The sequence below is a fragment of the Altererythrobacter sp. Root672 genome (assembly GCF_001427865.1).
GTDB lineage: Bacteria > Pseudomonadota > Alphaproteobacteria > Sphingomonadales > Sphingomonadaceae > Croceibacterium_A.
The window spans coordinates 326,072-339,762 of the sequence record NZ_LMHH01000001.1 but is presented as its reverse complement, the minus strand read 5'-3'; the positions used below and the strand labels follow the sequence as shown (position 1 = coordinate 339,762).

Annotated in this window: 17 protein-coding genes; 4 read left to right on the top strand and 13 right to left on the bottom strand. The window is 64.1% G+C overall.

Going from position 1 to position 13,691, the window contains the following annotated elements; all coding sequences use genetic code 11:
• Positions 1–4 precede the first annotated feature (4 nt).
• Together ASD76_RS01600 and ASD76_RS01595 are read right to left on the bottom strand one after the other, a co-directional pair.
• Entirely contained in the window at positions 5–343 is a 339-nt protein-coding gene (locus ASD76_RS01600; protein ID WP_055917533.1) for a Rossmann fold domain-containing protein, read from the bottom strand.
• Entirely contained in the window at positions 343–714 is a 372-nt protein-coding gene (locus tag ASD76_RS01595; RefSeq protein ID WP_055917530.1) for a dihydroneopterin aldolase, read from the bottom strand. Before ASD76_RS01595 ends, ASD76_RS01600 begins: the two co-directional genes overlap by 1 nt.
• Before the next feature lie 187 nt (positions 715–901).
• Between ASD76_RS01595 and ASD76_RS01590 the strand changes: the two genes are divergently transcribed.
• A complete protein-coding gene (locus ASD76_RS01590) occupies positions 902–2,008 on the top strand; it encodes a hypothetical protein (RefSeq protein ID WP_055917527.1) in 1,107 nt (368 codons plus the stop codon).
• Positions 2,009–2,374: 366 nt separating this feature from the next.
• Here the strand turns inward: ASD76_RS01590 and ASD76_RS01585 are convergent, their stop codons facing one another.
• The 3 genes from ASD76_RS01585 to ASD76_RS01575 are packed head-to-tail and all read right to left on the bottom strand — an operon-like array spanning position 2,375 to position 5,028.
• Positions 2,375–3,262: a class I SAM-dependent methyltransferase gene (locus ASD76_RS01585; protein WP_055917524.1), complete on the bottom strand. Its 888-nt coding sequence runs from the start codon at positions 3,260–3,262 to the stop codon at positions 2,375–2,377.
• Positions 3,262–4,662 carry a threonine synthase gene (thrC, locus tag ASD76_RS01580; protein ID WP_055917521.1) on the bottom strand — a complete coding sequence of 467 codons (1,401 nt, stop codon included), beginning with the start codon at positions 4,660–4,662 and terminating at the stop codon, positions 3,262–3,264. The genes ASD76_RS01585 and thrC overlap by 1 nt, the downstream gene beginning before the upstream one ends.
• Before the next feature lie 12 nt (positions 4,663–4,674).
• Positions 4,675–5,028 carry an ArsR/SmtB family transcription factor gene (locus ASD76_RS01575; RefSeq protein WP_055917519.1) on the bottom strand — a complete coding sequence of 118 codons (354 nt, stop codon included), beginning with the start codon at positions 5,026–5,028 and terminating at the stop codon, positions 4,675–4,677.
• 50 nt (positions 5,029–5,078) lie between these two features.
• Here ASD76_RS01575 and ASD76_RS01570 point away from each other — a divergent pair, with 50 nt between their 5' ends.
• Positions 5,079–5,561: an SRPBCC family protein gene (locus ASD76_RS01570; protein WP_055917516.1), complete on the top strand. Its 483-nt coding sequence runs from the start codon at positions 5,079–5,081 to the stop codon at positions 5,559–5,561.
• Between the two features lie 7 nt (positions 5,562–5,568).
• Here ASD76_RS01570 and ASD76_RS01565 read toward each other — a convergent pair whose 3' ends face one another.
• The 8 genes from ASD76_RS01565 to coxB all read right to left on the bottom strand — a co-directional run bounded on the left by ASD76_RS01565 (position 5,569) and on the right by coxB (position 12,148).
• Positions 5,569–5,988 carry a DUF983 domain-containing protein gene (locus ASD76_RS01565; protein ID WP_235506452.1) on the bottom strand — a complete coding sequence of 140 codons (420 nt, stop codon included), beginning with the start codon at positions 5,986–5,988 and terminating at the stop codon, positions 5,569–5,571.
• A gap of 86 nt (positions 5,989–6,074) precedes the next feature.
• Positions 6,075–6,638 (bottom strand): SURF1 family cytochrome oxidase biogenesis protein, encoded by a 564-nt coding sequence (locus ASD76_RS01560; protein WP_055917513.1) that lies wholly within the window; start codon positions 6,636–6,638, stop codon positions 6,075–6,077.
• 77 nt (positions 6,639–6,715) lie between these two features.
• Positions 6,716–7,537: a cytochrome c oxidase subunit 3 gene (locus ASD76_RS01555; protein ID WP_055917509.1), complete on the bottom strand. Its 822-nt coding sequence runs from the start codon at positions 7,535–7,537 to the stop codon at positions 6,716–6,718.
• A gap of 73 nt (positions 7,538–7,610) precedes the next feature.
• Positions 7,611–8,171 carry a cytochrome c oxidase assembly protein gene (locus ASD76_RS01550; RefSeq protein WP_055917506.1) on the bottom strand — a complete coding sequence of 187 codons (561 nt, stop codon included), beginning with the start codon at positions 8,169–8,171 and terminating at the stop codon, positions 7,611–7,613.
• Complete coding sequence (locus ASD76_RS18715; protein ID WP_268760296.1) at positions 8,168–8,299, bottom strand: hypothetical protein; 132 nt, start codon at positions 8,297–8,299, stop codon at positions 8,168–8,170. The genes ASD76_RS01550 and ASD76_RS18715 overlap by 4 nt, the downstream gene beginning before the upstream one ends.
• A complete protein-coding gene (locus ASD76_RS01545; protein WP_055917503.1) occupies positions 8,296–9,216 on the bottom strand; it encodes a heme o synthase in 921 nt (306 codons plus the stop codon). Before ASD76_RS01545 ends, ASD76_RS18715 begins: the two co-directional genes overlap by 4 nt.
• Positions 9,217–9,294: 78 nt before the next feature.
• Positions 9,295–11,019 (bottom strand): cytochrome c oxidase subunit I, encoded by a 1,725-nt coding sequence (ctaD, locus tag ASD76_RS01540; RefSeq protein ID WP_055917499.1) that lies wholly within the window; start codon positions 11,017–11,019, stop codon positions 9,295–9,297.
• A gap of 37 nt (positions 11,020–11,056) precedes the next feature.
• The gene (coxB, locus tag ASD76_RS01535; RefSeq protein WP_055917496.1) at positions 11,057–12,148 is read right to left on the bottom strand and encodes a cytochrome c oxidase subunit II; all 1,092 of its coding nucleotides are present in this window, start codon (positions 12,146–12,148) and stop codon (positions 11,057–11,059) included.
• Between the two features lie 198 nt (positions 12,149–12,346).
• Here coxB and pyrE point away from each other — a divergent pair, with 198 nt between their 5' ends.
• Complete coding sequence (gene pyrE, locus ASD76_RS01530) at positions 12,347–12,925, top strand: orotate phosphoribosyltransferase (RefSeq protein ID WP_055917493.1); 579 nt, start codon at positions 12,347–12,349, stop codon at positions 12,923–12,925.
• The gene (locus ASD76_RS01525) at positions 12,925–13,656 is read left to right on the top strand and encodes a pyridoxine 5'-phosphate synthase (protein ID WP_055917490.1); all 732 of its coding nucleotides are present in this window, start codon (positions 12,925–12,927) and stop codon (positions 13,654–13,656) included. The genes pyrE and ASD76_RS01525 overlap by 1 nt, the downstream gene beginning before the upstream one ends.
• Positions 13,657–13,691 lie beyond the last annotated feature (35 nt).

The window sequence follows — 13,691 nt, the reverse complement described above, 5'->3', positions numbered from 1 at the left end:
GTATCTAGTCGTTTTCGCCGGATTTGCCATCCACGGTGAGGATTTGGCCTGTGATACCGGGAGCCGTGCTGAGATAGTTGATCGCCTCGGCTGCGGCAGCCAGGTGGTCAGGTGACACAACGACACCATTGACCCGGCAGGGCGCTGCTTCCCGCGCCAATTGCTGAATAGCCGCCAACCGCCATGCGTGGTGCTCGTGACCGGCAGCATCGAAAGACACAATGATCTCCTCGATCCGGTCCCAGTTTTCGCGGAGCTCGGGCAGGATTCTCGTGTGGAAGTCCGCTGCAGCGTTGAGCGGATCTTCTGGAAGATCGGCCGCGCTAACGAACCGTGTGGTCATCAACGCCGCTCGCGATGCAGCGTGATGCCGATCTTCTCGTCAGCCTCGCTCAGCGCCAGCTTGACGATCTTCACCGTCACCGCCTCGACCCGCTTGTCCTGCAGGAACAGCGTCTCGCACACATGGTCGGCGACCGCTTCGATCAGCTTGAAGTGTGTCCCGCCGTCGAGCGCTTCGGAACAAGCGAACTTCAGGTCCATGTAGTTCTTGCTCGCGTCGAGCGAGGTGTCGGGATCGTAGTGCGCGATCGGCTTCATGCGCACTTGCACGGCAAGGCGCAGCGGTTGCGGCTTGCCGGTCTCTTCGGAGTAGATCCCGGTGTGGACCATGTGCTCGAAGTCGGCGATCTCGAGGATCAGGCTGTCTTGCATTCGGGGAGAGTCTTCCTTGGCTTGGCGCCGCCGATGGCACCAAGGATGGCGAAAGTCCATCGGTCCCAGTCGAGCTTGCGCCCGTGCGACAATTCGCGACTTATCACCCTTGGGCACGGCGGTTATAGCCCCGCGTCTTTCGCCCGGCCCCGCGCCGGAGCGCCTTTGAGAACACCAGGGGATCGCCATGAACAAGCTCGCTCTCAACTTCCGCCTTGCCGGCGCTGCTGCTGCGCTTGCCGCCAGCCTCGTCGTGCCGGCCACGACGTTCGCCCAGCAAGCTGGCGCGGACCTGACCGTGATGCCGCCGGTATCGACCGACTTCCAGCCAAAGAAGACCTCGTGGGGCGACCCCGACTTCCGCGGCACCTGGCCGATCAACGACGTGGCCGAGCTGCCAGTCAACCGCCCGGATCAGTACGGCAACCGCTTCTTCAAGACCGACGAGGAACTCGCCGCCGAGCAGGCTCGCGCGACCGAGCTCGAAACCCGCTACGCCAAGGAAGAGAAAGAAGAGACCATCGGTACCGGGCACTGGATCGAATACCTCGCCGGCGCCCGCCGCACTTCGATGGTGATCGATCCGGTCGACGGCAAGCTTCCGGCCATGACCCCCCAAGCCGAAGCGCTGCATCGCGCGGGTCGCTCAAGCTGGACACCCAACACCAGCTTCGACTGGGTCACGGACTTCGATTCGTGGGATCGCTGCATCAGCCGTGGCTTCCCCGCCTCGATGCTGCCGTTCCGCTACAACAACGGCATCCGCATCTACCAGGCGCCGGGCTACGTTACGATCGCGCTGGAGATGCTCGGAACCCGCATCATTCCGATGCGCAGCGCCGATCACTGGCCCGAAAACGTCGAGGCTTACCTGGGCAACAGCGTTGGCCACTGGGAAGGCAACACGCTGGTCATCGAGACCACCAACCTCAAGTCCGGTGACAGCGCCACGCGCGATATGTTTGCCCGTAACGGCTCGCCGCTGAACATGGCAACCCGCGGGGTGCCGCCGTGGAACACGATCCCGACCAGCGATCAGGCCAAAGTGGTCGAGCGCCTGACCATGACCGGCGAGAACACGATCACTTACGAGATGACCTACTCCGACGCGCAGGTGTTCACCGCGCCGTGGACCGTCCGCTTCGACTGGACGCGCGACGATTCCTACGCGTTCTTCGAATACGCCTGCCATGAAGGGAACGTGCAGGTCCGCAACTACATCACCGCCTCGCGCGCCGGGCGGTTGGAAGCGGCTTCAGCCGACGAGCTTGCCGCCGAGGGTGGCGGCCACTGAAGTAAGTGACGGAGGGGTGAGCAGGTCGAACGCTCACCCCTCCGCCATCCCCAAACGTGCTCGGGGATGATTAGGCGACGAGCGTCGACAGGGCTATGCTGAGGCTGGTGACGAGGATCAACGCCGTCAGCCAATACTCGGGGTAAAAGCGACGCCGCTGTTGTGGGCGACGTCTCAGCTCGAAGCCTTGCTGCTGGGGTAGGGCCTGACCAGGCATTTCTCGTCTCCGTAAATCTTCGCGCGACATGGCGTTATTCTGGAGACGAATGGGTTCCAGCGCCTTACCGGGCAGGGCTTCGGAGCATGCTTAACGCCGACCCGTAAGTGCAGCGGAAAATTAACTATATGAGAGCCGCAGCGAGGCTTCTAGCCGTTGCTCCAGCGGGCGAAGATCGCGGTCGGCAGCAGGCGGCCATCCTCCCCGTCTTCTCGCACAGCAAGATCGCCGTGTTCGATCTGGCCCGGAAGATCGGCGAAATGCTCGGCCAGTAGTCCGGCCAGCGCGAGGCTGCTCATGCGTACGGCATAGACGGTGAGGAACAGGAAGCGGCTATCCTCGTCGAGCAGGCGGCGGCAATCGGCGATCAGCGGCGGCAGGCCTTCCTCGATCCGCCAGACCTCACCCTCGGGGCCACGCCCGAACTTCGGCGGGTCGAGGATGATCCCGTCGTAACGCTTGCCGCGGCGCACTTCGCGAGCGGTGAACTTGGCCGCGTCATCGATGAGCCAGCGGACCGGGCGCTCGGCCATGCCGGAAAGCGCCGCGTTTTCGCGCGCCTGGGCGACGGACTTCTTGCTCGCGTCAACATGGGTGACCGGCCCGCACTCGCTCAGCGCCAGAGTGCCGACACCGGTGTAGCCGAACAGGTTGAGCGTTTGCGCATCGGCCTTGCCCCCCAGTTTGCCGCGCATCCAGTCCCACACCGGCGCCATGTCGGGGAAGAAGCCGAGATGCCGGAAGGGGGTGCAATGGGCGGTGAAGCGGACCTCGTTCCACGTCAGCGGCCAGCCCTCCTGCGGAACCGTACGCGCGAACCCCCAGCGACCGCCTCCGTCCTCGTCAGAGCCGGGCACGAACTCACCGTCAGCGTCCCAGTCGTCGAGCCGAGCTGACCACAGCGCCTGCGGATCGGGCCGGATGAAGCGATGAGGACCATAGCGTTCGAACTTGCGCCCGTAGCCGCTGTCGACGAGGCCGTAGTCGGCCCAACCGCTGCCTTCGATCACCAGCGGCTGTTGGACAAGCTCTGCCATCAGGCCGACGGGGTCGCGTGCTCCGCGACGTAGGCGGCAACGGCTTCGTAGGTGCCCGGAAGCTCGGTGTAGCGCTCTTCGCGGTCGAACAGGTCGCCGACCCGGGTGGGGAGCGGCGGACGCTGGCCGGTGGCGCGTTCGACGGCGTCGGGGAACTTGGCCGGGTGCGCGGTCGCCAGGGTGACGACCGGGATCTCGCGCGGCAGACCCGCGGTGCGAGCGGCATGGAGGCCGATGGCGGTGTGCGGGTCGATTACCTCGCCACACTCGCGCGCGGCCCAGGCCATCGCCTGCGTCATCTCCGTGGCGTCAGCACGGGTGCTGGTGATCAACGCCGCGGCGCCTTCGCGCTGGGCGTTGGTCAGGCGCATCGCCTTGGTCGCTTCGAAGCCGTGCATCTGCTCGGCCAAGGCGAGACCGTCACGCCCGCCGCAATCGAACAGCAGCCGCTCGAAGTTGGAGCTGACCTGGATGTCCATCGACGGCGCCGCTGTCGGGGTCACCGTTCCGGCCGAATAGTCGCCCGCCGACAATGCGCGGTGGAGGATGTCGTTGACGTTGGTGGCCACGATCAACCGCTCGATCGGCAGCCCCATCTGCGCCGCGACATAGCCGGCGAAGACGTCGCCGAAGTTGCCGGTCGGCACGCTGAAGGCGACCTTGCGTCCGGGTGCGCCGAGCTGGAGCGCGGCGGCGAAGTAGTAGACCACCTGCGCCATCAACCGCGCCCAGTTGATCGAGTTGACTGCGCTGATGTGGAAACGCTCGGTCATGGCGGTGTCGCCGAACATGCGCTTCACCATCGCCTGGGCATCATCGAAGCTGCCTTCGATGGCGATGTTGTGGACATTGGGCGCCTTGACCGTGGTCATCTGCCGGCGCTGGACGTCGCTCACCCGGCCCTTCGGGTGGAGCATGAAGATGTCGATCCGATCGCGCCCGGCAACCGCGTCGATCGCGGCCGAACCGGTGTCGCCGCTAGTGGCGCCGACGATGGTCAGGCGGTCGTCACTGCGGGAGAGGAATTCCTCGAACAGGCGGCCGAGCAGCTGCAGCGCCACGTCCTTGAACGCGAGGGTCGGGCCGTGGAACAGTTCGAGCAGCCACTGTTGCTCATCAAGCTGCTTGAGCGGCGTCACGGCGGCGTGAGCGAAGCGGCCGTAAGCCTCGGCGCACAGCTCGCGCAGGCGCTCTTCGGTCAGGCTCGTGCCGACGAACGGCAGCATGACCCGCACGGCCAGTTCCGCATATGGCAGCCCGGCCATCTCGGCGATCTGCTCGGTCGTAAAGCGCGGCCATTCGCGAGGCACATAGAGGCCGCCGTCGGACGCCAGTCCGGCCAGGGTGACACCTTCGAAATCGAGCGCAGGCGCTTTGCCGCGAGTAGAGACGTATTCCATCGTGCGCAGCGGTTAGCGGCGGGTCGCTGGCGTGGAAAGAGTTTCCTGCTCCAGCTCTTGCTTGAGCCGGTGAAGCTGCCCCGCGGCCTGCGCCGCCAGCGGCCCGATCCAGCGTTCGTGGATCGCCTGGATCGGCATCGCATCGAGATAGTTGAACCGCTCCCGCCCCTTCCTCACCGGCACCACCAGACCCGCGCGCTCAAGAGCGCCGAGATGCAGCATCACGGTGCAGCGATCGAGTTCGGGAAAGCAGGCGCACAGTTGTTTGGTGGTCAGCGGGCGCAGCTTGAGCTGGTCGCAGATCCCTCGGCGGACCGGATTGGCCAGGGCCTTGAAGACAGCATCGAGATCGTCATCGGTTGACATGTTATGTTTCTATAACATAATTTGCAGCGACTCAAGCAAGGAACCCGATCATGGAACTCAAATTCAGGGTCGCGGCCCGTATATCCAAGCCACTGGATGAGGTCTTCGAAGCGGTCGCAGACCCCAAGCAGTTGTCGGAATACTTCACCACCGGCGGCGCCAAGGGCCGGCTGGAGACCGGTGCGACGGTGACCTGGGACTTTCACGACTTCCCCGGCGCCTTCCCGGTCCACGTGATCGAAGTGGTGCCGAACGAACGGATCGTGCTGCGCTGGCAGGCGAACGAAGGCGAAGCACCCAATGTCGAAGGCGGCGAGATGACCGAAGCCGACTATGAGACAACGGTCACGATGAACTTCAAGCCGCTCGCCGACGGCCGCACGCTGGTCGAGATCGCCGAGGAAGGCTGGCGCTTCAACCAAGGCGCGCTGGGCGCGTCCTACGGCAACTGCCAAGGTTGGTCGCAGATGCTCTGCGCGCTCAAGGCCTGGCTCGAGCACGGCATCAACATCCGGCTGGGCATGTACAAGTAGGCTTGGGTTAGTCGGGCTTCGGCTCGTCGCCGTGGAGCTGGGCCCACAGCGCGTCGGTGCCCGCTTCGCGGCTCTTGTTCACATATTGCGACGCGACGAGCCAACCCTTGATCGGACGAAGGGGCAGGACACATCCGGCGACCATCAGCGGCACCGAGGTCAGCAGGTGGACCCAGATTGGCGGAGTGAAGGCGACCTCGAGCCAGACCACGATGAAGATCAGCGGCAAGGCAACGATGCAAAGCGAGAAGAACGCCGGGCCGTCATCGGGAGAGGCAAAGCGATAGTCGAGCCCACAGACCTCACACTTGTCGGCAAGCTTGAGCCAGGACTTGAACATGTGGCCCTTACCGCAGCGCGGGCAGAGGCCTTTCCAACCCGCCTTGAGAATCCACCCGAGGGCTTCGCCTTCCTTGAGGACGATCACCGTGTGCTCCTTGTTGCGACCTGAAGGGACTTAGGATCAGGCGAAACTAATACCAGCCCGTTTGGCTTGGGCCGCGTAAAGGCGGACTATGACTGCCGTCGCCGCAGCGCCAATACGTAGATGATCAAGGCCGTCAGCGCGAAAAAGAACCACTGGCCCGCGTACATCAGATGGTTGTTGGGAAGGTCCTTGGGATCCGGCGCGGCCAGCGGCTTGAGACCCGCAACAGGCTTGGCAACGTGGAGAATGCCGTGGGGTGCAATCACTCCGCTGACCTCACCACCTGCCCAGCTGAACGGCTGTGTCGGCAGCGACCAACCGAGAGAGACTTCCGCCTCCCCTCCCCCGTCGATCTCGCAACGGGCGATCTGGGCGACACCCTTCGAACCATCGACTGCGGTGGCAGCCGTGGTCCGTAGGCTGAGCACCTTCTGACAGTCGAACTGGCTCCAGCGGAACAGCGAGCGTTCGAGCTCGGCTTCGGTCCGCGGCCAAGGGACCGCGGAGGACATCGCCTGGGCCTGGCTGTACTGAACGATCAGGCCGTTCTTCCATTCGGAACGGCGCAGTTGCCAGACGCCAAGCGCGAGCATGGCCGCGATGGCGGCGGCGACGATGATCGTCGGCAGGATCGGTAGTTTGCGGGTCATGGCGTTCAAAATGAAAGGGCAGCCACGGCCAAGCCGGGCTGCCCCTTCGATATCTCAGTTTCGCGGGTCACGTGACCTCAGTGGTACTGCGCGCCCCAGCCGCCCCAGACGTAGACGACGACGAACAGGAACAGCCACACCACGTCGACGAAATGCCAGTACCAGGCGGCGGCTTCGAAGCCAAAGTGCTGCTTCGGGGTGAAGTGGCCGAGGTAGGCGCGACGCAGGCAGACGATCAGCATGATCGTGCCGACAATCACGTGGAAACCGTGGAACCCGGTCGCCATGTAGAACGCCGAACCGTAGGTGTTCTCGCCGAACGGGAACGGGGCGTGGATGTACTCGTAAGCCTGGATGCTGGTGAACAGCAGGCCCAGCAGGATCGTCAGCCACAGGCCCTTCTTGAGGCCGTCACGGTCACCGTGGATGAGGGAGTGGTGAGCCCAGGTCACCGTCGTACCCGAACACAGCAGGATCAGCGTGTTGAGCAGCGGCAGCGCGAAGGGGTCCATGACCGCTTCGATCGCCTTGGGCGGGAACTGCCCGCCGATTACTTCGGCGATCTCGCTCGGGAACAGCGCGAAGTTGAACCAGGCCCAGAACCAGCCGACGAAGAACATCACTTCCGAAGCGATGAACAGGATCATGCCATAGCGCAGGTGAAGCTGGACGACCGGCGTGTGGTCGCCCGCCTGGGCTTCCTTCACGATGTTCGAGAACCAGCTGAAGAAGGTCGCGATCAGGCCGGCGATGCCGAGACCCAGGACCAGCCAATGGCCGGGCAGGTCATGCATGAACAGCACCATGCCGGTGGTGAACGTGACTGCCGAAGCGGCACCGGCAATTGGCCAGATGTCGGGTGGCAGAATGTGATAATCGTGGTTCTTGGCGCCGGCCATGTGAACTTTCCTGATCCTTGAATGCGGTGGCCCTTAATGCGGTGGCGCGGGCCGGTCTAGAGGGTTGCTCTCGCTATCTGGTGCGATGGAACGTGTAGCTGAGTGTTATCTGCTCCACGTGCTTCATATTGGGATCGTCGAGCGCCTTGGGATCGACGTAGAACAGCACCGGCATCGCGACTTCCTCGCCGGGCTTGAGCGTCTGCTCGGTGAAGCAGAAGCACTGGATCTTGTTGAAGTACTTGCCCGCCTGCTCCGGCTCGACGTTGAAGCTGGCCGTGCCGGTGATCGGGACCGCGCTGAGATTCTTCGCCTCGAAGATCGCCATGTCGCGTTCGCCGAACTGAACCGTGTCGGTCACGTGGCGGGGGCGAAAAGTCCAGGGCATATCGACCGCGGTGTTGGCGTCGAACCGAATGGAGATCGTCCGCACGCCAGCGCTCTTGGCCTGCTTCTGCGCCTCGACGGCCTGGGCCATCGTCGCGCGCTGCGTTGTACCGCCAAACCCGGTGACGCGGCAGAACAGGTCGTAGAGCGGGACCGCGGCATAGCCGAGGCCAAGCATGGCAAGCGCCACGATCAGGGCAATCAGACCGACGCGGCGATTCTTCCGTTCGATCGAGGCCGTGGTCATCCGCCGCCTCCGACCCTCACGATCGTGATGGCATAGAACAGCGCCACGAACGCCAGCAGCACCAGCGCCAAGGCGATGTTGCGGCCGCGGCGGGCCTTCTTGAACTGCGCTTCTTCTTCCGGAGTCATGACACGATCCCCTGCCCCAGTATCAGCCGGTCCGCAACCAGCGCGGCGAACAGGGCGAAAAGATAAAGCACCGAAAACCCGAACAGGCGCTTTTCCGGCTTCATCTTGTCGTTCTCAACGCTGCGCCGGAAGGCGACTGGAAGCGCCAGAATTACGAACAGGCCGGAAAGCACAAGGGCAGCCGCGCCATAGATCACGCCAGTGCCGCCAATCCACCAGGGCGCTAGGCTCACGACCAGGAGGATGACCGAATAGATCAAGATTTGCCGCCGCGTGGCGCCTTCGCCTGCCACCACCGGTAGCATTGGAATGCCAGCCTTGGCGTAGTCCGACTTCACGAACAGGGCGAGGGCCCAGAAGTGCGGCGGGGTCCACATGAAGATGATCACGAACAGCAGCACCGGCATCAGCGTGATGTGGCCCGTCACCGCGACCCAGCCGATCAGCGGCGGAAAGGCCCCTGCCCCACCGCCGATGACGATGTTCTGCGGCGTCCGCGGCTTGAGCCAGATGGTGTAGATCACGGCGTAGTAGAGGATCGAAGCGGCCAGGATCAGCCCCGACAGCCAGTTCACCGCCAGGCCCATCACCAGCACCGAGGCGACCGAAATCGCGATACCGAAGTCGCGCGCGTCGTTCGGCCGCATGCGGCCTTGCGGCAGCGGGCGCTGGGCGGTGCGCTTCATCTTGGCGTCGATGTCCGCTTCCCACCACATGTTGAGCGCCGCCGCGCCGCCCGCGCCAACGGCGATGCACAGCACGGCGGTGAAGGCGATCACGGGATGGATGTGGCCGGGCGCGGCGAGCAGCCCGCAGAGCCCGGTGAACACCACGAGGCTCATCACGCGCGGCTTGGTCAGCGCGAAGAAGTCGCGCCATTCGGCCGGGAGTGCCTGGGTCTGGGCGGTTGCAGTCATGTTTCTACCTGAAAAGGGGGCGCACCGTCACCGGCACGCCCCCCTCCTTATTCCGTGCGGCCCGATTGGGCCACCGCGTCAGTGAGCCGAAGCCGTGTCCGGCTTGGAGCCGATCGCGTCGTGATGCGAGTGGTGGTCCTCGATCACCGGCAGCGTTTCGAACTGGTGGTACGGCGGCGGGCTCGACAGCGACCATTCGAGCGTGGTCGCGCCTTCGCCCCAATAGTTCGCCGGCGCCTTCTTGCCCGCGACGAACGCGTAAACCAGGTTGGCGAAGAAGATCACCATCGAACCAGCCATGATCACGTAGCCGATCGAGGAGATGTGGTTCCAGTACTCGTAGGCCGGAGTGTAGTCCGGATAGCGGCGAGCCATCCCCTGCAGACCCAGGAAGTGCTGCGGGAAGAAGATGATGTTCACGCCGATGAAGAAGATCCAGAAGTGCAGGTGGGCGAGGAACTCGCTGTGCATCTTCCCGCTCATCTTCGGGAACCAGTAGTAGAACCCGGCGAAGAGCGAGAACACCGCACCCATCGACAGCACGTAGTGGAAGTGCGCCACGACGTAGTAGGTGTCGTGCAGGTTGTCATCGAGGCCGCCGTTGGCGAGCACGACGCCGGTCACGCCGCCGACGGTGAACAGGAAGATGAAGCCCATCGCCCAAACCATCGGGCTCTTGAACTCAACGCTGCCGCCCCACATCGTCGCGACCCAGCTAAAGATCTTGATGCCGGTCGGCACCGCGATCACCATGGTTGCGGCGGTGAAGTACATCTTGGTGTTCACGTCCATGCCGACGGTGAACATGTGGTGCGCCCACACGACGAAGCCGACGACGCCGATCGCGACCATGGCGTAGGCCATGCCGAGGTAGCCGAACACCGGCTTGCGGCTGAAGGTCGCCACGATCTGGCTGATCATGCCGAAGCCCGGCAGGATCATGATGTAGACTTCCGGGTGACCGAAGAACCAGAACAAGTGCTGGTACAGGATCGGATCGCCACCACCGGCCGGATCGAAGAAGGTCGTGCCGAAGTTACGGTCGGTAATCAGCATGGTGATCGCCGCGGCGAGCACCGGCAGCGCCAGCAGCAGCAGGAACGCGGTCACCAGCACCGACCAGGCAAACAGCGGCATCTTGTGCAGCGTCATGCCCGGCGCGCGCATGTTGAAGATCGTGGTGATGAAGTTGATCGCACCCATGATCGAGGCCGCGCCGGCAAGGTGCAGCGCGAAGATGCCGAAGTCGACCGCGGGGCCGACCGATCCGGATGTCGAAAGCGGCGCGTAGACGGTCCAGCCCGTGCCCGCACCGTTGCCCGTACCACCTGGGAAGAACGCCGAGAGCATCAGCGAGATGAAGCCCGCCACGGTCAGCCAGAACGAGATGTTGTTCATGCGCGGGAACGCCATGTCCGGCGCACCGATCATCAGCGGCACGAACCAGTTGCCGAAGCCGCCGATCATCGCCGGCATGACCATGAAGAACACCATGATCAGGCCGTGGGCGGTGATCAGCACGTTCCACATGTGGCCGTCGTGGTTGATGTCCGAAGGCGTGCCGTTGAGGAATTCGACGATGTGACCCATGATCTGCACGCCCGGCTCCGCGAGCTCCCAGCGCATCAGGCCCGACACCGCGCCGCCGATGATCCCCGCGAAGATCGCAAAGATCAGGTAGAGCGTGCCAATGTCCTTGTGGTTGGTGGACATGAACCAGCGGGCGAAGAAGCCCGGCTTGTGATCGGCATCATGGTGATGCTCGTCCGCATGGGCCTGGAAATGGTCGGCGGTGGTAGCCATCGTCAGCGTTACCTTAAAATCTATCGTTCAGCGAAATTCAGGCGGCGGGAGCCGTCGCGGCGGGCGAGGCGTCGGCAGCCGGCGCCGCAGCCGCGGGAGCGGGCGCAGCAGCCGGGGCGGTCGCCGGCGCTGCGGCAGGTGCGTCACCGGGAACCGTGCCGCCTTGCGAGCGGACCCAGGCTTCGAACTGCGGCCGCGGCAGAGCCTCGATGGCGATCGGCATGTAGCCATGGCGGGCGCCGCACAGTTCCATGCACTGCCCGTAGTAGATGCCCGGCTCGTTGATCTTGAGCGTACGTTCGTTGATTCGGCCGGGAACGGCGTCAATCTTGAACCACAGCGACGGCACGCCGAACGAGTGGATCACGTCGGCACCGACGACCTGGATGCGAATCGTTTCACCGACCGGCACCACCATGCGGTTGTCCGCGGCCAGGTGCGGCGGCTCGCCGTTCTTGATCGCGTCTTCTTCGCTCAGCATGTTCGAGATAACTTCGAACCCGCCGTTATCGGGATAGCTGTAGCCCCAGTACCACTGGTAGCCGGTCGCCTTGATCGTCAGCGCATCCTTGGGCGCGCTGTCATACTGGCGGGCAAGCAGGGTGATCGAGGGGACCGCGATCACGACCAGGATCAGCACCGGAACGACAGTCCAGATGACTTCGATCAGCGTGTTGTGGCTGGTCTTCGAAGGCACCGCGTTGCGCTTGCGGTTGTAGCGGACCACGACCCACAGCAGCAGCGCGAGCACGAACAGGCTGATCGCGGTGATGATCGGCATCAGCACGAAAGTGTGCATGCCATAGGCAAAGCGACCATCGTCGGTGTGCTGCGTCTGGAAGTCGATGGCACCGGGAGTCGGTGCACCACGGATCCATTCGGGAGCCTTGAGCGGGGTGTAGGAGCTGTCCGCAGCTACCGCGCCAGCATCGGCCGGCGTCGCGGCAGGCGCTTCAGCGCTGATCGGGGCGGCAACCGCGGCCACCGGGGCAGCAGCTGTCGATTCGGTGGTCGCCGCAGGTGCCACGGCCTCCTGTGCGAGACTCACCTGGGGCGTCGCAACGACGGCCATGAGTGATGCCAGGAACAGGGTGTGCAACCGCTTGCGGGCGATATCGCCGAAGTTCATTTTACTGACGCTTTCCGTTCTCGATTGACGCGCGCTAAGGCTCGCCCGACCCCGGGCAGGGCCGGTTTTGGCGGGCCTATACGCCCGCTTGCCCCATGCCTCAAGCGCTTCTAGGGAGATTTTTCGCAAGGATCGTCAGGGGGGTATGCTCCCGCCCCTTGGCGACTGCAACTGGTACACCGAAAGGCCGCTCCCCTAATGACAGAAGACGAGGTTCTTGCCGAGTTCCGGGCCAGCCATGCCTTGCTGGAGGGTCACTTCCTGCTCTCCTCCGGCCGGCACAGCGGCTATTACCTGCAATGCGCCCGCGTGCTGATGAACCCAGAGCGTGGCGGAAAGCTCGCCCGCGCGCTCGTGCAAAAGCTCCCGCGCGAACTGCGCAGCCAGGTTCGCAAGGTCGTGTCTCCGGCCATGGGCGGGGTCATTATCGGTCACGAAGTCGGCCGTGCGCTCGACGTCGATGCGATCTTCCTCGAACGCCCGACCGGCGTGTTCGAGCTGCGCCGTGGTTTCGACATCGCGGAAGGCGAGAAGATCCTGCTGGTCGAGGATGTCATCACCACCGGGCTCTCCAGCCGCGAAGCGATGAAGGAGATCGTGGCCCTGGGCGGAGATGTGATCGCGGCCGCCGCACTGGTCGATCGCACCGGCGGCGAAGTCGACCTTGGCGTGCCGTTCCATGCGCTCGTGACGATCAACTTCCCGACTTACGAGGAAGACGAAGTTCCGCCTGAACTGGCCGCCATTCCGGCGATCAAGCCGGGGAGCCGCAAGTAGTGAGTGGCGGGCGGCTGCGACTGGGGGTCAACATCGATCACGTGGCCACCATCCGCAACGCGCGTGGTGGTGAACATCCCGATCCGGTCCGCGCGGCTGAGATTGTCGCCAGTGTCGGCGGCGACGGAATTACTGCGCACTTGCGCGAAGACCGTCGGCACATCCGTGACGAGGACCTTCGCCGCATCCAGGATGCGACCGACCTTCCGCTCAACCTGGAGATGGCGGCCACCGACGAGATGGTCGAGATCGCCCTGCGCCACATGCCGCATGCGGCGTGCATCGTTCCCGAAAAGCGCGAGGAGCGCACCACTGAAGGCGGGCTCGACGCGGCGGGGCAGCACAATCACCTGCAGCCGGTCGTTTCACGACTGGTCGATGCAGGCATCAGGGTGAGCTTGTTCATCGCTCCCGACGAACGCCAACTCGACGCCGCACTTCGGCTCGGCGCTCCCGTCGTCGAGTTCCACACCGGCGAATATGCTCACGCAACGGGCGACCAGGTGGCGGTGGAGCTCAAGAAGATTGCCGACATGGCCGCGCTCGCGGCGAAGAACGGTATCGAGCCCCACGCCGGCCACGGCCTGACATATGAAAACGTCCAGCCGATTGCGGCCATCCCGCAACTCGCAGAGTTGAATATCGGGCACTATCTTATCGGAGAGGCCGTGTTCGTCGGCCTCGAGAACGCGGTGAGGCGCATGCGCGAAATGATGGACGCGGCGAGGTGACGATGGCGGCGCTCGGAATACCACTATCGAGGATC